Origin of the sequence: Halorubrum amylolyticum, from assembly GCF_004114995.1 — an archaeon.
Taxonomy (GTDB): Archaea; Halobacteriota; Halobacteria; order Halobacteriales; family Haloferacaceae; genus Halorubrum; species Halorubrum amylolyticum.
This window is the reverse complement of record NZ_SDJP01000018.1, coordinates 22,890-40,981: the sequence shown is the minus strand read 5'-3', so window position 1 is coordinate 40,981 and position 18,092 is coordinate 22,890. Positions and strand designations below refer to the sequence as shown.

General features: G+C 69.7%; 24 protein-coding genes and 3 tRNA genes. 7 read left to right on the top strand and 20 right to left on the bottom strand.

Annotated elements, in window-relative coordinates; all coding sequences use genetic code 11:
* Positions 1–27 precede the first annotated feature (27 nt).
* The 5 genes from ESO89_RS12435 to ESO89_RS12415 form a co-directional block, all read right to left on the bottom strand.
* Complete coding sequence (locus ESO89_RS12435) at positions 28–1,050, bottom strand: carbohydrate kinase family protein (RefSeq protein WP_128905799.1); 1,023 nt, start codon at positions 1,048–1,050, stop codon at positions 28–30.
* 79 nt (positions 1,051–1,129) lie between these two features.
* The gene (locus ESO89_RS12430; RefSeq protein WP_128905798.1) at positions 1,130–2,386 is read right to left on the bottom strand and encodes a DHH family phosphoesterase; all 1,257 of its coding nucleotides are present in this window, start codon (positions 2,384–2,386) and stop codon (positions 1,130–1,132) included.
* A gap of 89 nt (positions 2,387–2,475) precedes the next feature.
* On the bottom strand, positions 2,476–2,940 hold the full coding sequence (locus tag ESO89_RS12425) for a universal stress protein (protein WP_128905797.1): 465 nt from the start codon (positions 2,938–2,940) through the stop codon (positions 2,476–2,478).
* A 102-nt stretch (positions 2,941–3,042) separates the two neighbouring features.
* A complete protein-coding gene (locus tag ESO89_RS12420) occupies positions 3,043–3,441 on the bottom strand; it encodes a hypothetical protein (protein ID WP_128905796.1) in 399 nt (132 codons plus the stop codon).
* Positions 3,438–4,481 carry an Mrp/NBP35 family ATP-binding protein gene (locus ESO89_RS12415; RefSeq protein ID WP_128905795.1) on the bottom strand — a complete coding sequence of 348 codons (1,044 nt, stop codon included), beginning with the start codon at positions 4,479–4,481 and terminating at the stop codon, positions 3,438–3,440. Before ESO89_RS12415 ends, ESO89_RS12420 begins: the two co-directional genes overlap by 4 nt.
* Before the next feature lie 140 nt (positions 4,482–4,621).
* Between ESO89_RS12415 and ESO89_RS12410 the strand changes: the two genes are divergently transcribed.
* Positions 4,622–5,389, top strand: a complete 768-nt coding sequence (locus tag ESO89_RS12410; RefSeq protein WP_128905794.1) for a response regulator — start codon at positions 4,622–4,624, stop codon at positions 5,387–5,389.
* On the opposite strand, the gene ESO89_RS12405 is transcribed toward ESO89_RS12410, so the two are convergent.
* Both ESO89_RS12405 and mvk read right to left on the bottom strand, forming a co-directional pair.
* Positions 5,386–6,180, bottom strand: coding sequence for an isopentenyl phosphate kinase (locus tag ESO89_RS12405; protein WP_128905830.1), 795 nt, complete (start codon positions 6,178–6,180; stop codon positions 5,386–5,388). The two genes, ESO89_RS12410 and ESO89_RS12405, sit on opposite strands and share 4 nt — an antisense overlap.
* A gap of 14 nt (positions 6,181–6,194) precedes the next feature.
* Positions 6,195–7,229, bottom strand: a complete 1,035-nt coding sequence (gene mvk / locus ESO89_RS12400; RefSeq protein WP_128905793.1) for a mevalonate kinase — start codon at positions 7,227–7,229, stop codon at positions 6,195–6,197.
* Between the two features lie 129 nt (positions 7,230–7,358).
* Here mvk and ESO89_RS12395 point away from each other — a divergent pair, with 129 nt between their 5' ends.
* Complete coding sequence (locus tag ESO89_RS12395; protein ID WP_128905792.1) at positions 7,359–7,907, top strand: mechanosensitive ion channel domain-containing protein; 549 nt, start codon at positions 7,359–7,361, stop codon at positions 7,905–7,907.
* Between the two features lie 150 nt (positions 7,908–8,057).
* Here ESO89_RS12395 and rpsB read toward each other — a convergent pair whose 3' ends face one another.
* From rpsB to ESO89_RS12330, 13 genes are all read right to left on the bottom strand, one after another.
* Positions 8,058–8,873 (bottom strand): 30S ribosomal protein S2, encoded by an 816-nt coding sequence (rpsB, locus tag ESO89_RS12390; RefSeq protein WP_128905791.1) that lies wholly within the window; start codon positions 8,871–8,873, stop codon positions 8,058–8,060.
* Positions 8,874–8,889: 16 nt separating this feature from the next.
* The gene (gene eno / locus ESO89_RS12385; protein WP_128905790.1) at positions 8,890–10,092 is read right to left on the bottom strand and encodes a phosphopyruvate hydratase; all 1,203 of its coding nucleotides are present in this window, start codon (positions 10,090–10,092) and stop codon (positions 8,890–8,892) included.
* Positions 10,092–10,271: a DNA-directed RNA polymerase subunit K gene (locus ESO89_RS12380; protein ID WP_128905789.1), complete on the bottom strand. Its 180-nt coding sequence runs from the start codon at positions 10,269–10,271 to the stop codon at positions 10,092–10,094. The genes eno and ESO89_RS12380 overlap by 1 nt, the downstream gene beginning before the upstream one ends.
* A gap of 3 nt (positions 10,272–10,274) precedes the next feature.
* Positions 10,275–10,469, bottom strand: a complete 195-nt coding sequence (locus ESO89_RS12375) for a DNA-directed RNA polymerase subunit N (RefSeq protein ID WP_128905788.1) — start codon at positions 10,467–10,469, stop codon at positions 10,275–10,277.
* A gap of 12 nt (positions 10,470–10,481) precedes the next feature.
* A complete protein-coding gene (locus tag ESO89_RS12370; protein WP_004046452.1) occupies positions 10,482–10,880 on the bottom strand; it encodes a 30S ribosomal protein S9 in 399 nt (132 codons plus the stop codon).
* The gene (locus ESO89_RS12365; protein ID WP_128905787.1) at positions 10,874–11,323 is read right to left on the bottom strand and encodes a 50S ribosomal protein L13; all 450 of its coding nucleotides are present in this window, start codon (positions 11,321–11,323) and stop codon (positions 10,874–10,876) included. Before ESO89_RS12365 ends, ESO89_RS12370 begins: the two co-directional genes overlap by 7 nt.
* Complete coding sequence (locus ESO89_RS12360; protein ID WP_008848306.1) at positions 11,320–11,673, bottom strand: 50S ribosomal protein L18e; 354 nt, start codon at positions 11,671–11,673, stop codon at positions 11,320–11,322. The genes ESO89_RS12365 and ESO89_RS12360 overlap by 4 nt, the downstream gene beginning before the upstream one ends.
* A gap of 39 nt (positions 11,674–11,712) precedes the next feature.
* Positions 11,713–11,797: transfer RNA gene (locus ESO89_RS12355), tRNA-Leu, on the bottom strand.
* 173 nt (positions 11,798–11,970) lie between these two features.
* A complete protein-coding gene (locus tag ESO89_RS12350; RefSeq protein ID WP_128905786.1) occupies positions 11,971–12,723 on the bottom strand; it encodes a DNA-directed RNA polymerase subunit D in 753 nt (250 codons plus the stop codon).
* A 1-nt stretch (position 12,724) separates the two neighbouring features.
* Positions 12,725–13,114: a 30S ribosomal protein S11 gene (locus ESO89_RS12345; protein WP_004046448.1), complete on the bottom strand. Its 390-nt coding sequence runs from the start codon at positions 13,112–13,114 to the stop codon at positions 12,725–12,727.
* Between the two features lie 6 nt (positions 13,115–13,120).
* Complete coding sequence (locus tag ESO89_RS12340) at positions 13,121–13,648, bottom strand: 30S ribosomal protein S4 (protein ID WP_004046447.1); 528 nt, start codon at positions 13,646–13,648, stop codon at positions 13,121–13,123.
* A complete protein-coding gene (locus ESO89_RS12335) occupies positions 13,645–14,166 on the bottom strand; it encodes a 30S ribosomal protein S13 (protein ID WP_128905785.1) in 522 nt (173 codons plus the stop codon). The genes ESO89_RS12340 and ESO89_RS12335 overlap by 4 nt, the downstream gene beginning before the upstream one ends.
* A gap of 57 nt (positions 14,167–14,223) precedes the next feature.
* Positions 14,224–14,309: transfer RNA gene (locus tag ESO89_RS12330), tRNA-Ser, on the bottom strand.
* 235 nt (positions 14,310–14,544) lie between these two features.
* On the opposite strand from ESO89_RS12330, the gene ESO89_RS12325 reads away from it, so the two are divergent.
* From ESO89_RS12325 to ESO89_RS12305, 5 genes are all read left to right on the top strand, one after another.
* Positions 14,545–15,585 carry a zinc-binding dehydrogenase gene (locus tag ESO89_RS12325; protein WP_128905784.1) on the top strand — a complete coding sequence of 347 codons (1,041 nt, stop codon included), beginning with the start codon at positions 14,545–14,547 and terminating at the stop codon, positions 15,583–15,585.
* Positions 15,575–15,946, top strand: coding sequence for a hypothetical protein (locus ESO89_RS12320; protein WP_128905783.1), 372 nt, complete (start codon positions 15,575–15,577; stop codon positions 15,944–15,946). The genes ESO89_RS12325 and ESO89_RS12320 overlap by 11 nt, the downstream gene beginning before the upstream one ends.
* Before the next feature lie 207 nt (positions 15,947–16,153).
* On the top strand, positions 16,154–16,732 hold the full coding sequence (cmk, locus tag ESO89_RS12315; RefSeq protein WP_128905782.1) for a (d)CMP kinase: 579 nt from the start codon (positions 16,154–16,156) through the stop codon (positions 16,730–16,732).
* Positions 16,733–16,770: 38 nt separating this feature from the next.
* Positions 16,771–17,763 carry an RNA-guided pseudouridylation complex pseudouridine synthase subunit Cbf5 gene (locus tag ESO89_RS12310; protein WP_128905781.1) on the top strand — a complete coding sequence of 331 codons (993 nt, stop codon included), beginning with the start codon at positions 16,771–16,773 and terminating at the stop codon, positions 17,761–17,763.
* A gap of 75 nt (positions 17,764–17,838) precedes the next feature.
* Positions 17,839–17,909: transfer RNA gene (locus ESO89_RS12305), tRNA-Pro, on the top strand.
* Positions 17,910–18,092 lie beyond the last annotated feature (183 nt).

Here is an 18,092-nt window from a genome sequence, read left to right as displayed (position 1 = left end):
GGACGACCGCCGCCACCGCCCGTCTTTCTATCGCGACTGTCGCTCCGCGACGAAGGTCTCGACGGACTCGCGGTCGGGGAGCGCCGTCATGCCACCGCGGTCTCGCACCGAGAGCGCGGCGGTCGCGTTGGCGAACGCGAGCGCGTCGCCGAGGCCGGAGGGAGTGCCGGCAGGGTCCCCGACGACGGGGTCGGCGCGACCGGCAGCGCCGTCCGCCCACGCGACCAGCCGGGCGATCAGCCCGGAGGTGAACGCGTCGCCCGCGCCGGTGGCGTCGACCGCCTCGACCGAGAATCCGCCGTGGCGCGCGGTCGTCTCGCCCCACGGCGCCGCGGCCGAGCTCGCCGCGATCGCGCCGGCGGAGCCGAGGGTGACGACCGCCGTGTGCGGCCCGAACTCCAGCAGGTCCCGCGCCAGCTCTTCGCCCTCGTGCGAGGAGATGCCGGTCGCCGCCACGTCCTCGTCGCTGGCAAACGCCACGTCGGCGTCCGCGAGGATCGCGCGGATCGCATCGATCACCGCGTCTCGCTCTCCCTCCGGAACGAGATCCGGACGATAGTTCACGTCGAACGAGACGGTGCAGCCGCGCTCGTCGGCCGCGGCCGCCAGCTCGCGCATCGCCGTCCGGCCCGCAGGGTGCGTCAGGGCGACGCCGCCGAGGTGGACCCACGAGACGGACGCCAGCGCGTCCGTCGGGACCGCGTCGGGTTCGAACCCGAACGTCACGTCCCGAGAGCCGTAAAAGCGGAACCGCCGGCCGTCGACGCCCGGCGGCGAGACCACCGCGAGGGTGGTGTTGCCGCCGATGCGGCGGGAGAGCGCGTCCGGGACGCCCTCCCCGTCGAGGGTCTCCCGCAGGAAGTCGCCGAAGGGGTCGTCTCCGAGCCGGGTCCAGAACGCCGGCGCCGAGCCGAGCCGCGAGAGCCCGACCGCGACGTTGGCCGGAGCGCCGCCCGGGCGGTGCGTGAAGCCGTCCACGTCGCGCAACGTCTCGCCCGCCCCGGGAAGCAGGTCGACGAGCGTCTCGCCGGCCACGAGGATGTCCGTCATGCGTGGAAACAGCGTCGCCGTGCGGTATGAAAGTACGCGGTTCGTCGGCGGGGTCGGCGGCTCGCTCGCGGGCGACCGTCTACTCGTCGTCGCCGTCGCCCTCGATTTCGTTTTGGTCGACTTCGTCCTCCTCCCCCGCTTCCGCGACCTCCGCCGCGACCGCCTCGAACGCCGCGAGGATGACCCGCTTGCAGGCCTGTCCCTCGGTCGTCCAGTGGTGGGCGTAATCGAGCATGTCGTCGTAGATGTCGGGCTTGCAGCCGGCCGCCTGCGGGTGACCGCCCCCGTTCACCTTCCCGGCGACCTCGTGGGCGTGCCGGAACTCCTCGGAGCCGCGGATCGACGCGGAACCGGCGGGCTTGACGATCACCGCGGCGTCGACCCCCCGCTCCCGGACCGCCTCGGCGACCTCGTTCTGCGAGCACCGGCCGTACGTCACCGCGACGGTCCACTCGCCGATCTCGTGGGTGACCGCGCGCTCGACGGCGGCGTCGATCCGGGCCTCCTTCTCGACGCGCCGGTCGGCGACGAACTCCCGAACCGGCCCGGGGAGGTCGGCGCCGTACGCGCCCACGATCGCCGCGTACTCCTCGCTGTCGGCCCAGTAGGAGTAGTCAGCCAGATCGTCGGAGCGCGGGTCCTCCTTGATCCAGAGGTCGTGATCGCGCGTCACGGCGGCCAGCTCGGCCCACCGCTCGTCGAACTCGTGATCGAGCGAGCGGAGCGCCACGTCGGCGGTACACTCCTCGTCTGACTCGCCGACCACGAGGTCGACGCCGAGGTCTCGGACCGCGGCGGCGGTCGCCTCGTCCCACTGGTGGTGGTCGAACCACCGGATCGAGTCGGTCGACTCCGCGAGCGCCTCCAGCGGCTCGGCGACCCACTCGTAGTCGTCGGGACAGAGGTCACAGACGAAGAGATCCACGTCGTCGTCGGCGTGCGCGAGCACGCGTTCGAGCGACGTGTCGATGGAGTACGGCCCGGCGGCGACCAGCCCGACCGGTGACTGCGTGTGGGCGTCCTCGGTGGGGTCCTCGACTTCGTCCTCAGATTCGGAACCGTCTGCTTCCTCGTCGTCCAGCCGCCCCGCGACGGTCGCCTCGAAGTCCGCGGCGTCGAGCGCGGCGTCGTACGCCTCCCGGATCATCGCCGCGCAGGCGAGGCCGTCGGCGTCGCCGTCGGCGATGACGACCGCCTCGCTCCCCTCGATCGCTTCCTTCGCGCGCCGCTCGGCGCGCTCCTCGTCCAGCGAGTCCGGGTAGAAGAACCCCTTCCCCGGCAGCCGCGTGTACCGCGAGCGGGGGATGTCCCCCTCGTCGATGAGTTCGTCGTCCATACCGTCGAGCCGAGCGGGAGCGGGAAAACTCCGCCGTTCTCGGGCGGTCGACCCGTCTGACCGCTCTGACGCGAACCCGCCCCAGCCCCTCAGATCGTCGTCCGCCGCGGGTCCTCGTCGGTGAGCTGGCGGACGGTAAGCACCGGGATCGGGCACGTCCGGACGACGCGCTCGGCGACCGAGCCGATGAGGAACCGGTTCTCGCCGTGGCGCCCGCGCGTCCCCATCGCGACCACGTCGGCGTCGACGTCCCGGGCGTACCCGGCGATCTCGGGGGCCGGACGGCCCTCCCGCACCTCGGTCGTGATGTCGAGCGCCGCGTCGCGCGCGGTCGCGGCGTCGGTCACCTCGTCGAGCGCGTCCCCCCCGCGATCGTCGAGCGCGTCGCGGAGGTCGTCGCGGACCTCGTCCGGCGTGGATTCGACCTCGCCGCTGTCGACGACGTAGACGGCGTGGACCTCCGCGTCGAACCGCGCGGCGACGTCGACCGCGACGCCGACGGCCCGGCGGACGCTGTCGGAGCCGTCGGTCGCGATCACGATCGTGTCGAACATGGCCGAGCGTTCGGCGCAGCGACACCTAAAACCCGGCGGTCGGCTCCGGCGACGCGGCGCTCGCCGACGGATTTCCCGCCGGCGAGCGCCGGCGGTGTCCCGTCATCGCTCGATCCCGCCCTGCGCTTTGATCCGCATGATGTGCCGGACGTTGAGGTAGATCTCCTCGGACGAGGTCTGCTCCTCTGAGTCGTACAGGTCCGACACGCGGTAGAGGATCGCCGAGAGCTGCTTGCTCTCGGAGCTGTCGCCCCGCACGTCGGCGGCGATATCGCGGAGGAACCCTCGGACCTCGTCGTCCTCGGCGAACGCCTCGCCCGCCGCGTCCGCGGCCGACTCGGGGACGACCGGATCGACGCCGGCGGCGTCGAGGGCGTCTGGCTCGCACTCCTCGCCCGCCGTTCCGTCGCCCCCCTCGTCTTTCCCGTCGCCCCTCTCGTCTTTCCCGTCGCCCTCCTCGTCTTTCCCGTCGCCGTCCGACCCGCTTCGCTCCCCGCTCATCGTCCCCCGCTCACCCCGCGGCGGCGCACGACCCCGGCGTTGTTCGCGACGTTCTCGACGATCACCTTGAACGCGTCCGCGGTCTCGCCCTCCTCTAAGACCACCGGCTCGCCGTCGTCGCCCCCGGTCCGGACCGCGGGGTCGAGCGGGACGCCGCCCAGGAAGGGAAGCTCGTGTTCCTGCGCCAGCGCCTTCCCGCCGCCGGAGCCGAAGATCTCGTGGAAGCCGCCGCAGTCGGGACACCGGAAGCCGGCCATGTTCTCGGCGATCCCGAGCACGTTCGTGTCGTGTTTGCCGAACATCCGGAGCCCCTTCACCGCGTCGTCGAGCGCGACTTCCTGCGGCGTCGTGACGATCACGGCCCCCGTCAGCGGGAGCGTCTGGAGGATCGTGAGCTGGGTGTCGCCGGTGCCGGGCGGCAGGTCCATCACGAGGTAGTCCAGTTCGCCCCACTCCACGTCCTCGACGAGCTGGGTGATGATCTTGTGGACCATCGGCCCGCGCCAGATGACGGGGTCGTCCTCGCCGGTGAGGAAGTCCATGCTCATCAGCTTCGCGCCGAAGCGCTCGGGGGGGACGATCGTCTCGCCGTCGGTCTCCGGACGCTCCTCGGCCGAGACCATCCGCGGGACGTTCGGCCCGTACACGTCGGCGTCGAAGAGGCCGACCCGCGCGCCGAGCGCCGAGAGCCCCGCCGCGAGGTTGACGGCCATCGTCGACTTCCCGACGCCGCCCTTTCCGGAGGCGACCGCGATCACGTTCTTCACGCCGGGGAGCACCTGCTCGTCGGGGTCCAACTCGTCCGGGATCGACGCCGACAGCTCCACGTCAAGGCCGGTGTCGGCGAGCGCCGCCCGGACGTCGTCGGCGATTTCCGACTCGTTCGGGGAGAAGGGCGCGCCGAGCGCGAGCGAGACGCGGATCTCTCCCGTCTCCTCCTCCACTTCGATGTCGTTCACCAGTCCGAGCGAGACGACGTCGTCGCCGAGGTCGGGGTCCCGAACGTCGGCCAACAGCTCCCGTACGTCCGCTTCGTTCATGTCCGAGGGGAGGGCCGTGGGTCGAATAAGGGTTCTGTACGGTCTCCGAGCGGCGCCGTCGGGCCGTCGTCCAGGGAGGGGACGCTCCGCACGGACGAATCCCCCGAAGTGTTTATGCCGCGACGAAGACCTCTACCGATATGCACGACGGGACGGGATCGGCGGCGACGGTTCGCCTGCTCCACGTCGAGGACGACCCGGCGTTCGCCGAACTCACCGCGACGTACCTCGATCGGCTCGACGGCCGGATCGACCACGAGTCGGTTTCGACGGCGGGGGACGCCGTCGAGCGGTTCGAGGAGGGGTCGTTCGACGCCGTCGTCTGCGACTACGACCTCCCGGACGGAACCGGGATCGACCTCCTCAAACGCGTCCGCGAGGTCGACCCGGAGCTCCCGTTCGTCCTCTTCACGGGGAAGGGGAGCGAGGAGGTCGCCAGCGAGGCGATTTCGGCCGGCGTCACCGACTACCTTCAGAAGGGCGGCGGCGCCGACCAGTTCGAGATGCTCGTCAATAGACTCCGCAACGCGGTCGATCGCCATCGGCTCGGCCGGCAGGTCGAACGCAGCATCGCCGCGCTGGAGGCCGCGAGCGAGCCGATCGGAATCCTGGACGCCGACGGGACGTACCTCTTCGCCAACGAGGCGTACGCGTCGGTGTACGGGATCGACCCGGAGACGCTGGTCGGGACCCACTGGGAGCGGTTCTACCCCGACGACGAGGTCGAGCGGTTCACCGACGAGATCCTCCCGATCGTGACCGAGGAGGGACACTGGTCCGGCGAGGCGACGGTCGACTGCGCCGACGGCGGACGGGTGCGCGAACGGCTCGTCCTCACCCACACGACCGACGGCGGCCACGTGTGTATCATTCGCGGGGCCGAACCGGCCGCGGACGACCCGGCCTAGCCGATCCGCGTTCCGGCGTCCTCGCCCCGCAGGAACGGCTCCAGCCCCGCGGCGCCGAACACGTGTGCCGGCGCGTCGAGCGCCAGCAGCTCCCGGACCTTCGCCGCCATCCCGCCCGACACGTCGGTCGCGTCGCTCGCGCCCAGCGCGTCGGCGACCGCCTCGAACGAGTCGATGGCGGGGATCACGTCGCCGTCGCCGTCGAGGACGCCCGGCACCGTCGAGCAGACGCCGACTCGCCGCGCGCCGAGCCCCGCGGCCAGTTCGACGACCAGCTCGTCGCCGGAGACGACGGTGACGCCCGCGCCCGCGGTCGCGACCCCGTCGCCGTGGAGCACGGGAACGAACCCCTCGCCGAGCAGCGTCGCCGTCGAGGAAAGCGGGAGGTCGAGGTCACCGTCGGCCCCCTCTGTGCGGGCCGAAAGAGAAAGCGGGTGGACCGGAACCGCGGGCACGTCCCGGTCGTGGAGCCGGTCGAGGACGGCGCGGTTCAGCCTCGTCATCGCGCCGTGAACGTCCATCACCGCGTCGGCGTCGCCCGTGCCCGCGGTCGTCGAGACGCCGCGTTCGCTGGCGTGGTGGTGGCCGAAGCTCCCGCCGCCGTGGACGACGACGAGTCGCTCGACCGCGCCGTCCGCGAGCGCGCCCGCGACCGCGTCGCAGGCCGCGTCGAGCGCCGCGTCGTCGAGCGTCTCCGGGCGGTCCTTCTCCGTGATCAGGCTCCCGCCGAGCTTGAGCACGACGGGCGGTGCGGCCTCGTCCGCCCCCTCTGTTCCGTCCGTCTCGGCCACCTCCCGAGTCGGGCTCACGGCTCCACCACCCGGACGCCCTCGGTCGCGAGCTCCGCCCGGAACGCGTCCTCGCAGCCCTGCGTGAACGAGAGCGCCGTCTCCGTCGCGTCGCTCGCGTCGAGCGCGACGATGCAGCCGCCGCCGCCCGCGCCGGTGAGCTTCGCGCCGTGGGCGCCGGCGTCGCGGGCGGCCCACACCATCGCGTCGAGCGAGCGCGCGGAGACGCCGAGCGCGGCTAACAGTCCGTGGTTGAAGTCCATCAGCTCGCCCAGCTCCGCGAGCAGCTCCGGCGACGGCTCCGCGTCGGCGCTCGGCGTTCCTTCCGGGACGGCGCCTTCGAGCAGCCCCTCGCCGGTTCGTACCAGCTCACCGATCGACTCGACGGTGTCGGCGGCGAACCCGTACTCCTCGCGGAGCTCGTCGACGCCGGCGACGAGCTCGCCGGTGTCGCCGGCGCCGCCGTCGAAGCCGACGACGAAGGGGAGGTTGGGCGCCTCGATCGGCTCGCAGTCGTCGCCCTCGACACGGACCGCACCCCCCATCGTCGAGCAGAACGTGTCGGCGCGGGAGGCCTGCCCGTCCTGCACCTCGAACTCCGCGCGGTACGCGCGGTCGGCCAGCTCGCGGCGATCCAGCGGTTCCCCGATCGCGCGGGTCGCGGCGTCGATCCCCGCGACGACGACGGCGGCCGACGATCCCAACCCCGCACCCAGCGGAATGTCGCTCTCGACGGTGATGTCGAAGCCGGCATCGGGGGCGTCGGCCGCGTCTCGCGCCTGCTCGACCGCGGCGTCGACGTACCCCATCGCGGCCTCGACCAGCGGAGTCGGCACGTCCACGTCGGGACGGTCGCCGGCGTCGCCGGCGTACTCGACGGTGAATCCGTCGAGCGAGAGATCCTCGGCCTCGACGCGGACGTGGTCGTCCGACCGGGGCTCGGCGGTCACCGTGGCGCGCCGCTCGATCGCCGCCGGGACGGCGGGCTCGCCGTAGACGACGGCGTGTTCGCCGAAGAGGTACACCTTCCCCGGCGCTTCACAGACGGTCATACGAATCCCCTCTCCCCGCGTGCTTACAGGCGTTGCGCTTGCCGTCCCCTCAGACGGGGACGGACGCCGGACGGGAACGCCACTCCGACCCCCGTCAGCTTTTCACCGACGGCCGCCGTCGTGCGCACCATGACGACGCTTCCGTCGCTTTTGACGCGGTCGATCACGAACTTCCTCGACGGCGTGGCGGTCGCGATCCCCCGGCTGCTCTCGGGGGTGGTCTTTCTCGCGCTGGCGTACGTGACCGTCCGAATCGTTCTCGCGCTCGTCCGGTCCTCGATCGATCGAGTGTATGTCGGCGACCGCGAGCTCGTGGGCGATCTCATCGCCACGCTCGTGGCGATCTTCCTGTGGTTCGGCGTCGCGCTGACGTTCCTGAAGGTCGTCGGCATGGGCGACATCGCGGCGAGTCTCGGCACCGCCGTCGGCTTCATCGCGCTGGGCGTCTCGTACGCGCTCTCCGAGATGATCGAGGATACGGTGGCGGGGGTCTATCTCCTTCGCGACCCCGACTTCAACGTCGGCTACCGCGTCGAAGCGAAGGGCGTGACGGGAACGGTCGCGGCGATCGAGCTCCGGAAGACCCGGATCGACACGGACGGCGGCGACCGCGTCGTCCTCGCGAATCGGGAGATTGAACCGCGGTGGACCCACGACGTGCCCGACGAGGACCGCTAATTCCGTGGGCCGAGCGGAAGGCCGGACTCACGAGTTCGTCTCCCGAAAGATCGCCTCGCCGATCACTCGTTACCACGATAGCGACGGCGACAGCGGCGGGGCTACGGGAGTGAACTATCAGAAAAGTCGAACTCGACGTCGAAGACCGACTTACAGCTCGTCCTCGAAGTCGTCGAGGGCGAAGACGGTGTCGGAGCCGCGGCGGTCGAGCGTCTCGTTGGCGAGAAGCCAGTAGACGACCGACAGCGCGCGTCGACCCTTGTTGTTCGTCGGAATGACGAGGTCGACGTTCGACAGCTGGTTGTTGGAGTCGCACATCGCGATCACCGGGATGCCGACGGTGATGGCCTCTTTGACGGCCTGCGCGTCGCCGATCGGGTCAGTGACCACGACCACGTCCGGCTCGATGTAGCCGGCGTAGTCGGGGTTCGTCAGCGTGCCGGGGATGAAACGTCCCGTGCGGGCGCGGGCGCCGATGGCGTCCGCGAACTTCTCGGCCGGGAACCGGCCGTACTGGCGCGAGGACGTGACGAGGATCTGCTCGGGGTTGTAGTTCCCGAGGAAGTTCGCGGCAGTGCGAACCCGCTTATCCGTCGTGCTCACGTCGAGCACGTACAGACCGTCGTCGCGGACGCGGTGGATGAACCGCTCCATGTCGGCCGTCTTCTGCTGGGTCCCGATGTGGACACCGGCGGAGAGGTAGTCCTCGACGGGGATCAGCAGGTCGACGTCGTCGTCGGGCATGACGTCGTCGTCGAACGGGGAGGCGTCCTCCTCGTCGGCGGCGTCGTCGCCCGCGTCGGCCTCTGCGGCCGCCTCGTCGGGTTCGGCGTCGGCGGGTGCCTCCTCGGCAGCCGCGTCGGCGGTCGGTTCCTCGGTCGTGTCGGCCTCCTCCTCGACCGCCGCGTCGACCGCCTCGGTCTCCGCGTCGTCGTCGAGTTCGACCGCGTCGTTGTCTTCCGTCATGCGTGGTGTCGGCCCGTCATACCGCGTCGTCCGCGATGCGGACCAGTTCGTTCAGCTTGGCGGTGCGCTCGCCGCCGACCGTGCCGGTCTTGATGAACCCGGCATCGGTCGCCACGGCGAGGTGTGCGATGGTGGTGTCCTCGGTCTCGCCCGAGCGGTGCGAGATGACCGTCTCGTACCCGTTGCGGGCGGCGAGTTCGACCGCGTCGAACGCGTCCGACAGCGTCCCGATCTGGTTCGGCTTGATCAGGATGCTGTTGGCCGCGCCCGCGTCGATCCCCTCGCGGAGCCGCTCGACGTTGGTGACGAACAGGTCGTCGCCACAGATCAGCGTCCGGTCGCCGACCCGGTCGGTCAGCTCCGCGAACGCCTCGTAGTCGTTCTCATCGAGCGGGTCCTCGACGTACGCGAGGTCGTACTCGTCGACGAGGTCGGCGACGTAGTCGATCTGCTCGCCGGTCGACTTCGTCTCGTCGCCGTACACGTACGCGCCCTCGTCGTCGTCGTACAGCTCGGCGGCCGCCATGTCGAGCCCGAAGCGGATCTCGAAGCCCACTTCGTCCTCGACGCGGTCGACCGCCTCGTCGACGACCTCAAACGCGTCCGCGTCCGAGATCGGAGGCGCCCACGCGCCCTCGTCGCCCTTCGCGGCCGGCACGCCGCGCTCGTCGAGCACGTCCGCGACCGCCGCGTGGACCGCGGCGTTCGCGAAGACGGCCTCCGAGACGCTCGGCGCGCCGACGGGTGCCGCGAGGAACTCCTGAATGTGGGTCGCCTCCTTGGCGTGCTCCCCGCCGCCGACGACGTTGCCGAGCGGGATCGGGAAGTTCTCGCCGCGGAACGCGCCCCCGAGGTGCTGGTACAGCGGCGCACCGAGCACGTCGGCGGCGGCCTTCGCGGCCGCCATCGAGATCGCGACCGCGCTGTTGGCGCCGATCGCGGAGAAGTCGTCCGTGCCGTCGGCGGCGCGCAGCGCGTTGTCGACGGCGCGCTGGTCGCCGGCGTACACGCCTTCGAGGCGGGGGACCGCGTGCTCGCGGGCCGCCGCGATGGACTCGTTGGCCGGAAGCTCGATCGCCTCGTACTCGCCCGTGGACGCCCCGCTGGGCGCCGCCCCGCGGCCGAAGCCGCCGGACTCGGTGAGCACGTCGGCCTCCACGGTCGGGTTTCCGCGCGAGTCGAGCACGCGACGCAGCGAGATGCCGGTGATTCGTGTCATCAGTTGGACCCCCTCCGGACGGTGAAGGGGAGCGCACCCGCGTCGTACTCCTCTGCGGCGACGAGGATGGGCTCCGTCTGGTCCGTGTCGATCAGCACGGGCGCCCCGTAGGACACCTGCAGCGCTCGCGCGCCGAGGATTCGTGCCTTCTCGTATCGATTGTATCGCTGTCCTGACATGGTTTACTGGTACGGCGAGACGACGTCGACGAGGTCGCGGTGACTAACCATCATGCGCCGGCAGCAGTGCCGGTCGACGCCGAGCTCGTCGAGAACCTCGCCGGGGTCTTCGTCACCTTCGCGGGCGCGCTCCTTGAACTCCTCCCAGTGTTCACCCACGACGTTGCCGCACGTGAAACACCGGACGGGGATCATCATGACTGGATCACCTCAGCGGTAGGACTTCTGGTAGCGGGCACGCGCGCCCGGTCCGCCCCACTTCTTGGGTTCGGACTGGCGCACGTCGTTGACCAGCAGCGTGCGGTCGAAGTTCATGTACGCGTCGCGCAGCTCGGCGTCGCCGAGGTGCTGGACGAGACCGCGCGCGATGGCGGTCCGCGTCGCGTCTGCCTGACCGCTGAAGCCGCCGCCCTCGACGTTGACCTCGATGTCCACGTCGGCGCGGAGCTCCTCGCCCGCGATGCGGAACGGCTCCAGCATCTTGAGCCGCGCCTGCTCCGGTTCGACCAGCTCGACTGGCTGGGAGTTGATGCGAACGCGGCCCTCGCCGTCGCGCACGGTGGCGCGGGCGACGGCCGTCTTCTTCTTGCCTGAGGTGTTAGTTACCATGTGACGTTGGCTCCCAGAGACTCGGAGATATCCCCGAGCGTCGTGAATTTGATGTTCGAGAGGCGGTCGAGCGAGGTGCCGTCGAGGACGACGCTCTCGATGTCCTCGTCGCGCTCGTAGGGGTTCCCGACGTACACGCGTACGTTCGAGAACGCCTCGCGGCCGTCCTCCGTCTTGTACGGCAGCATGCCGCGGATGGCACGCTTGAAGATCCGGTCGGGGCGCTTGGGGTAGTACGGCCCGCTGTCGGAGCCGAGCTCCGCGCGGGTGTGGTACGTCTCCATCGTCGCCTCCTCGTTGCCGGTGATGACCGCGTACTCGGCGTTGACGACGGCGACAGTCTCGCCGTCGAGGACGCGCTGCGCGACCTTCGACGAGACGCGACCGAGGATGCAGTCCCGGGCGTCGACGACGACGTCCGCGTCGATCTTCGCGAGACTCATCGGATCACCCGGACGTTGCTCCCTTCGGGATTCTGTTCGATGAACTGTTCGAGCGACACCGCTTCGCCGGCCTGATCGATCTTCGTGCGGGCGGTGCCCGAGAAGTCGACGGCGGCGACGGTGACGTTCTTTTCGAGCACACCGCTGCCCAGCACCTTGCCGGGGACGACGACCGTCTCGTCTTCCTGAGCGTACCGTTCGATGCGACCCAGGTTGACCTCAGCGTGCGTGCGCCGTGGCTTCTCCAGTCGGTCGGCGACGTCCTGCCACACGTTGGCACCGGAGTCGCGCGAGACCGACTTCAGATCGGCGATGAGGTTCTGTAGTTTCGGATTCGTCTTGCTACTCATAGCTGTCCCTCCTGAAGTGGAGAGTTAGTGAAAACGGAGTGCAGGGAGCAGGATTTGAACCTGCGGACCTCTACAGGACAGCGCCCTGAACGCTGCGCCGTTGGCCTGACTTGGCTATCCCTGCGTGCACTCCTGCGTAATCCGGCTCCCTTCAAACCACTTTCGGTCCCGGTGTCGGGACGATCCGAGTCGGACTCGGACGCAAAGCGCTCCGACGCGGCGTCGGAGCGGAGCGCGGCGCCGCGACTTCGTGCAGGGGCGAGCGCCGTGGGTGCGGTTTGAAGGTCCGTCATTACGTTAGACCGCGACTTTCGTCTGTAGTTCGTCCGCGCGCTCCTCGATGGAGTCGATCGCGCGGAGCAGCAGTTCCTCGACATCGAACGAGCCGTCCGTCTCGATGTGGAACACGAACGCGCCGGGGACATCCTCGACGCTGACCTCCTTCCCGGGGAACCGCTCCGAGAGATCGTTGTCGAACTCGTCGGTGAGTTCGACCTCACCGTCGGGCGTCTCGATGACGCCGCGGAGAATTCGCGGCTCGTCGTCGTCGAACTCGCCGAGGTCGCCCTCGACGGAGACGCGCTGAAGGTGGCGGTAGCCGACGGAGACGCCGCCCTGATGTTTGGCGTGCTCTTTGCCGGTGTCGAGCACCGCGTCGGCCTCGAACTCCAGCCGCTGTCCCTCCTTCAGCTCGATGATCGGAACGTTGTCGTCGGCGACCTCGACGAGCGGGTCCGCGCTCTCGATGTCGCCGGAGTACGCCGTCGCCGGGCCTTCGACGTCGAGCGCGAGGGTGACCTCGTCGCCGAGTTCGAAGTCGTCGAGCGGCGTCGTCAGGGGCACGAGCCCCAGCCGAAGCCCGATCATCTCGTCGAACATGACGGAGGAGTTCTCGACGAACCGAACGGTGTCGATCGAGAACGTCGGGACGTCGGCGATCATCGCGCGGCGGATACCGTTGGCGAACGCCGGCGTGAGCCCGCGGATCAGTACCCGCGCGCTGCGTTCGTCCCGTTCGACGTACTGGACGTCGAAGTCGTCTTCCGTCATGTCAGACTCGCTTGTTCTTTGGCGCCTTCGTCCCGTCGTGCGGGATGGGCGTGACGTCCTCGATCCGACCGATCTCGACGCCCGCACGCGAAAGCGCGCGGATCGTCGCCTGCGCACCGGGACCGGTGGACTTGTTGAGGTTGCCGCCGGGACCGCGCACGCGAACGTGCACGCCCTCTAAGCCGGCATCCTTGACGCGCTCGGCGACGACCTCCGCCATCTGCATGGCGGCGTACGGCGACGCCTCGTCGCGGTTCTGCTTCACCACGGTGCCGCCGGACGACTTGGCGATCGTCTCGGCGCCCGTCTCGTCGGTGACCGTGATGAGCGTGTTGTTGAACGACGCGTACACGTGGGCGATGCCCCACTTTCCGTCCTCGGATTCACTCATGGTTGCTTACTCCTGTGACTCCGCGCGCTCGGGGTGGAGATCGTCCGCGAGCGGGCTGTTCTCGTCGAAGGCGATGGCGCCCTCGTCGTCCACGTCGACCTTCACCGAGGGGCGCGTGACGCGAGCGCCGTCGACGGTGATGTGGCCGTGAACGATGAACTGGCGGGCCTGCTGGGTCGAGGACGCGAACCCCTGCCGGTAGGCGACCGTCTGGAGACGGCGCTCGAGCAGGTCGGTCACGTCCAGCGAGAGGACCGCGGAGATGTCGTCGTTGTCGCCGAGGATGCCGATCCGGCGGAGCCGCGCGACGAACTCCGCGCCGGCCTCCTGGGCGGCGTCGACGTCGCCCTGCGCCTCGCCGAGCAGGCGACGCGCCTCGCGTCGCATGCTGCGCAGCTCGGACTGGGCGCGCCAGAACTCCTCTTTGTTCTTCAGGCCGTACCGCGAGAGGAGGTCGGACTCCTCGGCGATGCGCTCGCCCTGGTACGGGTGGTTCGGCGTCTCGTAGCCTTTGGTGTTCTTGCCGGTGCTCATTCTTCGTCACCCGCTTCCTCTTCCGCCATCTCCTCGCGGATCTCCTCGACGTTGACCCCGATGGTCCCCTCCGAGCGACCCGTGGACTTCGTGCGCTGGCCGCGTACCTTCTGGCCGCGCTTGTGGCGAACGCCCTTGTACGATTCGATGATCTTCATCCGGTTGATGTCGTGGCGACGCTTCTCGTTGACATCGGTGCCGACGAGGTGCGTCGTCTCTCCGGAGTAGAAGTCGTTCTGTCTGTTCGTCATCCACGACGGGACGTGGTCTTCGAGGTTCTCGGCGATGTCGACCACCGCGTCGAGATCATCCTCGTCGAGGAGCCCGAACGTGGCGTTCTTGTCCACGTCGGCCTTCTCGGCGACCAGCCGCGCCGTGCGCGTGCCGATGCCGTCGAGTTCGGACAGGCTTCGCTCGACCGTCTTCGTCCCGTCGAGGTCAGCGCCCCCGATCCGGACGAAGTACTGGAGGTCTTCTTCCTCCTCCGGCGAGTCGTCCTGTGATTCTTCCGTGCTCATGTGTTGGTTGTGGTGAGTCCTACCGGCGCGAATCCGGCGGTACTCGGTCCGTTCGAGCGTTGCGGCGGGGATTCGAACCCCGGAGGCAGTGACGCCACAGAGTTAGCAACCCTGCGCCTTGGGCCAAGCTTGGCTACCGCAACCCGCGTTGTATCATCGCCCTCGTGGACTCGGGACCCGACGCCCCTGCAGTTCGTGCATCCGTACGGTCCCGCCTTCAATACTTAAACATCACGGAAGGGCGGGGCGAATGTGCCCGGTTCGCACGGGTGTGAGAGGGTAACGTGGGAAACGAGCGCTCGCCGGATCGAGAGCGGCGATCCCGTGTCAGATTCCGTTTGGCGTACTGTTTAGTGGGTGCCGCGGCTGGATCCCCGCATGAAGGCCGTTCAGTTCGACTCCCACGGCGACCGCGACGTGATCGAGTACGGCGAGTTCCCGGACCCCGAACCGGACCGCGGCGAGGTCCTCGTCGACGTCAAGGCCGGGGCGTTGAACCACCTCGACATCTGGACGCGACGCGGGATGCCCGGCATCGACCTGGAAATGCCCCATATCCCCGGCAGCGACGCGGCCGGCGTCGTCAAGGCGGTCGGCGAGGGCGTGACGCGCTTCGAGGTCGGCGACCGCGTCGCCGTGAGCGCCGGCGTCTCCTGCGGCGAGTGCGATTTCTGCCGGCACGGCGAGGAGTCGCTCTGCCCCTCGTTCCACATCATCGGCGAGCACGTCCGCGGCGTCCACGCCGAGCGCGCGGCCGTGCCCGCGGAGAACCTCGTGCCGGTCCCGTCGGGCGTCGACTGGGAGATCGCGGGCTCCGCCTCCCTCGTCTTCCAGACCGCGTGGCGGATGCTCCAGACCCGCGCCGACATCGAGGCCGGCGAGACGGTGCTCGTGCTCGGCGCCTCCGGCGGCGTCGGCCACGCCGCGGTGCAGATCGCCGACCACGCGGGCTGTGAGGTGTTCGCGACCGCCTCCAGCGAGGAGAAGCTCTCGCACGCCGAGGCGTGCGGCGCCGACCACGTCATCGACTACGAAGCGAACGACTTCGCCGACGAGATCGCCGAACTCACCGGCAAGCGCGGGGTCGACGTCGTCGTCGACCACATCGGCGAGGCCACCTACCCCGACTCGCTGAAGTCGATGGCGAAGGGCGGTCGGCTCGTCACCTGCGGCGCGACAACCGGCCCGAACCCCGACGCCGGGCTCAACCGGATCTTCTGGAACCAGCTGTCCGTGATCGGCTCGACGATGGCGACGCCCGGCGAGGTCGACGACGTGCTGGAGCTGGTCTGGGACGGCACGTTCGAGCCGCATATCCGCGAGACCCTGCCGATGAGCGAGGCCGCGCGCGCCCACGAGATGATCGAGAACCGTGAGGGCTTTGGCAAAGTGGTCGTTACACCCGACAGTGAGTTCTGACGCCGACGGCGACGCGGGAGAGAGCACGGACGGCGGATACGTCCACGTACCCGGCGAGGTCGGCGACGACGAGGGAGGCCGCGGCGACAAGAGCACGGGCGCCGGCCGAGGAGCGCCCGATCCGGCGATCGCCGAGTCCGAACCCGAGGCCGACGGCTTCGGGCGAAAGGGGTGGGCGCTGACGGCGGTGCTTTTCACCTGCGTTCTCGTCATCCCCGGGATCATCTACGTGTACCCGTACGCGGCGGGCGCGCTCGGGTTCTCCTTTTTCGCGACGTACCTCGCCCTGCCGCTCGTCCCGGCCGTCCTGCTCGGCGCGGTCGCAGTCTGGTCGATGACCGCTACGACGCGGGATCGGTAGGACCGCCCCGACGCTCGGCGGCGCTCCGTCGGCGCCTCGCCGCCATATCGTCGGCGCCTCGCCGCCATCTCGCCGACGCCTCGCCGCCATATCGTCGGCGCCTCGCCGCCATCTCGCCGACGCCTCGCCGACGCCTCGCCGACGCGCTTCCCCACTTCCCCCGCGCCGAACGACAACCGTTTTGAACGACACCCGCGCAGTAGCGATATGTTGATCACCGTCTCCGGCCCGCCGGGAAGCGGGAAGAGCACGAACGCCGTGGGGCTCGCCGATCGGCTCGGCCTCGGCCACGTCTCCGGCGGCGACATCTTCCGCGAGATGGCGGCCGAACGCGACATGACGCCCGTCGAGTTCAACGAGTTCGCGGAGGACGACCCCCAGATCGACCGGGACCTGGACCGCCGACTCCGCGAGATCGCCACGACCCGCGACGATCTCGTGCTGGAGTCGCGGCTCGCCGGATGGCTCTCCGGGGACCACGCCGACTTCCGGTTCTGGTTCGACGCCCCCGTGTCGATCCGCGCCGAGCGCATCGCCGAGCGCGAGGCGAAGCCCGTCGACCGCGCGAAGGCGGAGACCGAGCGCCGCGAGGCCTCCGAGCGGAAGCGGTACCGCGAGTACTACGACATCGACACCGACGACCTATCGATCTACGACGCCGCGTACAACACCGCACGATGGGGTCCGGAGGCGTTCATCGACGTCCTCGTCGCGACCATCGACGCGTACGACCCCGCGACCGACGAGGGGAAGGCGCCGATCGAGGGCGTGACCTACGACTTCTGACCGCCGCATCCATACTCCCTACACTCCACACTCCCCGCATGACCCGACACTCCGACGACACCGACGACGATACTGCCGAGCTCCTCCGATCCCCGCCGGACGATCGCTCGGTCCCGGAGCTGCTTCGGTTCGGCGTCGTCAACGTCGACAAGCCCGCCGGGCCATCCTCCCACCAGCTCTCCGCGTGGGTGCGCGACGCGATCAACGAGTCGCTGGCGACGCTGGACCCGGCGGGCGCCCAGATCGACGGGGTCGCCCACGCGGGCACGCTCGACCCCAAGGTCACCGGCTGTCTCCCGACGCTGACCGGCGACGCGACCCGCGCCGCGCAGGTCTTCTTGGAGGGGAGCAAGGAGTACGTCTCGGTGCTGGAGCTTCACGGGTCGCCCCCCGCGGATTTCCGCGACGTGGTCGCCGAGTTCGAGGCGGAGATCTACCAGAAACCCCCGCGCAAGAGCGCGGTGACCCGCCGGCTCCGCACCCGCACGATCTACGACCTCGACGTGCTGGAGGTCGACGACCGGCAGGCCCTCCTCCGGATCCGGTGTGAGTCCGGGACGTACGTCCGGAAACTCTGTCACGACATCGGCCTCGCCGCGGGCGTCGGCGCGCACATGGGCCACCTCCGGCGCACCGCCACCGACCCGTTCGACGACCGCGACCTGCATCCCCTACAGGACCTCGTCGACGGGCTCGCGTGGGCCGAGGAGGGCGACGACGCGCTCCTCCGTGAGGTCGTCCGTCCCGCCGAGGACGCGTTGGTCCACCTCCCGTCGGTGACGATCGCGCCCTCCGCCGCGCGCAACGTGGCCACCGGCGCGCCCGTCTACGCCCCCGGCGTCATCGACGCGGACTCTGTTTCGGAACGCGAGGCGGGCGACGACGGGGGCAACGAGGATGACACCGATCGCGACCCCCCGCTCGTCGCCTGCCACACCCCCGACGGCGCCGCGGTCTGTCTCGGGCGACTGGTCGGCGATCCCGACGCCGAGTCGGGCGTCGTCGTCTCGCTGGAACGCGTCCTCGTCTGAGGCCGTCGCGACCGACGAGCGACGAGTGAAACGAAGTCCTTAATTACCGGACGATCGTTTTTTCGGATGCAGACAGGGACCGTGGGGTAGTGGTATCCTATGCGGATGGGGTCCGTATGACCTGAGTTCGACTCTCAGCGGTCCCATGAACATTTTGACTGGGCCTCATTATCGTCAGCCTTAGCACCGTCTAACGCCCGAAAACCCGTTTCGGGGGTGCGCTATGAACCGCCTCCACGGCGGTTCCGACGGCGTCGGTCGCTGCCGCCACTGCGAGTGCCACGTGTCAGAACTTTCAGACGCTTTCCGATGACGAAGGCGGTCGCGTC

What these genes read in the sequence shown, in the direction of transcription:
- ESO89_RS12435 (WP_128905799.1), bottom strand. Translation starts at nt 1,050, where the DNA reads ATGACGGACATCCTCGTGGCCGGCGAGACGCTCGTCGACCTGCTTCCC.
- cmk (WP_128905782.1), top strand. Translation starts at nt 16,154, where the DNA reads ATGTTGATCACCGTCTCCGGCCCGCCGGGAAGCGGGAAGAGCACGAAC.
- ESO89_RS12375 (WP_128905788.1), bottom strand. Translation starts at nt 10,469, where the DNA reads ATGATGATCCCCGTCCGGTGTTTCACGTGCGGCAACGTCGTGGGTGAA.
- ESO89_RS12415 (WP_128905795.1), bottom strand. Translation starts at nt 4,481, where the DNA reads ATGAACGAAGCGGACGTACGGGAGCTGTTGGCCGACGTTCGGGACCCC.
- ESO89_RS12365 (WP_128905787.1), bottom strand. Translation starts at nt 11,323, where the DNA reads ATGAGTCTCGCGAAGATCGACGCGGACGTCGTCGTCGACGCCCGGGAC.
- ESO89_RS12325 (WP_128905784.1), top strand. Translation starts at nt 14,545, where the DNA reads ATGAAGGCCGTTCAGTTCGACTCCCACGGCGACCGCGACGTGATCGAG.
- ESO89_RS12360 (WP_008848306.1), bottom strand. Translation starts at nt 11,673, where the DNA reads ATGAGTAGCAAGACGAATCCGAAACTACAGAACCTCATCGCCGATCTG.
- ESO89_RS12310 (WP_128905781.1), top strand. Translation starts at nt 16,771, where the DNA reads ATGACCCGACACTCCGACGACACCGACGACGATACTGCCGAGCTCCTC.
- ESO89_RS12395 (WP_128905792.1), top strand. Translation starts at nt 7,359, where the DNA reads ATGACGACGCTTCCGTCGCTTTTGACGCGGTCGATCACGAACTTCCTC.
- ESO89_RS12335 (WP_128905785.1), bottom strand. Translation starts at nt 14,166, where the DNA reads ATGAGCACGGAAGAATCACAGGACGACTCGCCGGAGGAGGAAGAAGAC.
- ESO89_RS12425 (WP_128905797.1), bottom strand. Translation starts at nt 2,940, where the DNA reads ATGTTCGACACGATCGTGATCGCGACCGACGGCTCCGACAGCGTCCGC.
- ESO89_RS12420 (WP_128905796.1), bottom strand. Translation starts at nt 3,441, where the DNA reads ATGAGCGGGGAGCGAAGCGGGTCGGACGGCGACGGGAAAGACGAGGAG.
- mvk (WP_128905793.1), bottom strand. Translation starts at nt 7,229, where the DNA reads ATGACCGTCTGTGAAGCGCCGGGGAAGGTGTACCTCTTCGGCGAACAC.
- eno (WP_128905790.1), bottom strand. Translation starts at nt 10,092, where the DNA reads ATGACACGAATCACCGGCATCTCGCTGCGTCGCGTGCTCGACTCGCGC.
- ESO89_RS12340 (WP_004046447.1), bottom strand. Translation starts at nt 13,648, where the DNA reads ATGAGCACCGGCAAGAACACCAAAGGCTACGAGACGCCGAACCACCCG.
- ESO89_RS12370 (WP_004046452.1), bottom strand. Translation starts at nt 10,880, where the DNA reads ATGGTAACTAACACCTCAGGCAAGAAGAAGACGGCCGTCGCCCGCGCC.
- ESO89_RS12345 (WP_004046448.1), bottom strand. Translation starts at nt 13,114, where the DNA reads ATGAGTGAATCCGAGGACGGAAAGTGGGGCATCGCCCACGTGTACGCG.
- rpsB (WP_128905791.1), bottom strand. Translation starts at nt 8,873, where the DNA reads ATGACGGAAGACAACGACGCGGTCGAACTCGACGACGACGCGGAGACC.
- ESO89_RS12410 (WP_128905794.1), top strand. Translation starts at nt 4,622, where the DNA reads ATGCACGACGGGACGGGATCGGCGGCGACGGTTCGCCTGCTCCACGTC.
- ESO89_RS12350 (WP_128905786.1), bottom strand. Translation starts at nt 12,723, where the DNA reads ATGACGGAAGACGACTTCGACGTCCAGTACGTCGAACGGGACGAACGC.
- ESO89_RS12380 (WP_128905789.1), bottom strand. Translation starts at nt 10,271, where the DNA reads ATGTCAGGACAGCGATACAATCGATACGAGAAGGCACGAATCCTCGGC.
- ESO89_RS12430 (WP_128905798.1), bottom strand. Translation starts at nt 2,386, where the DNA reads ATGGACGACGAACTCATCGACGAGGGGGACATCCCCCGCTCGCGGTAC.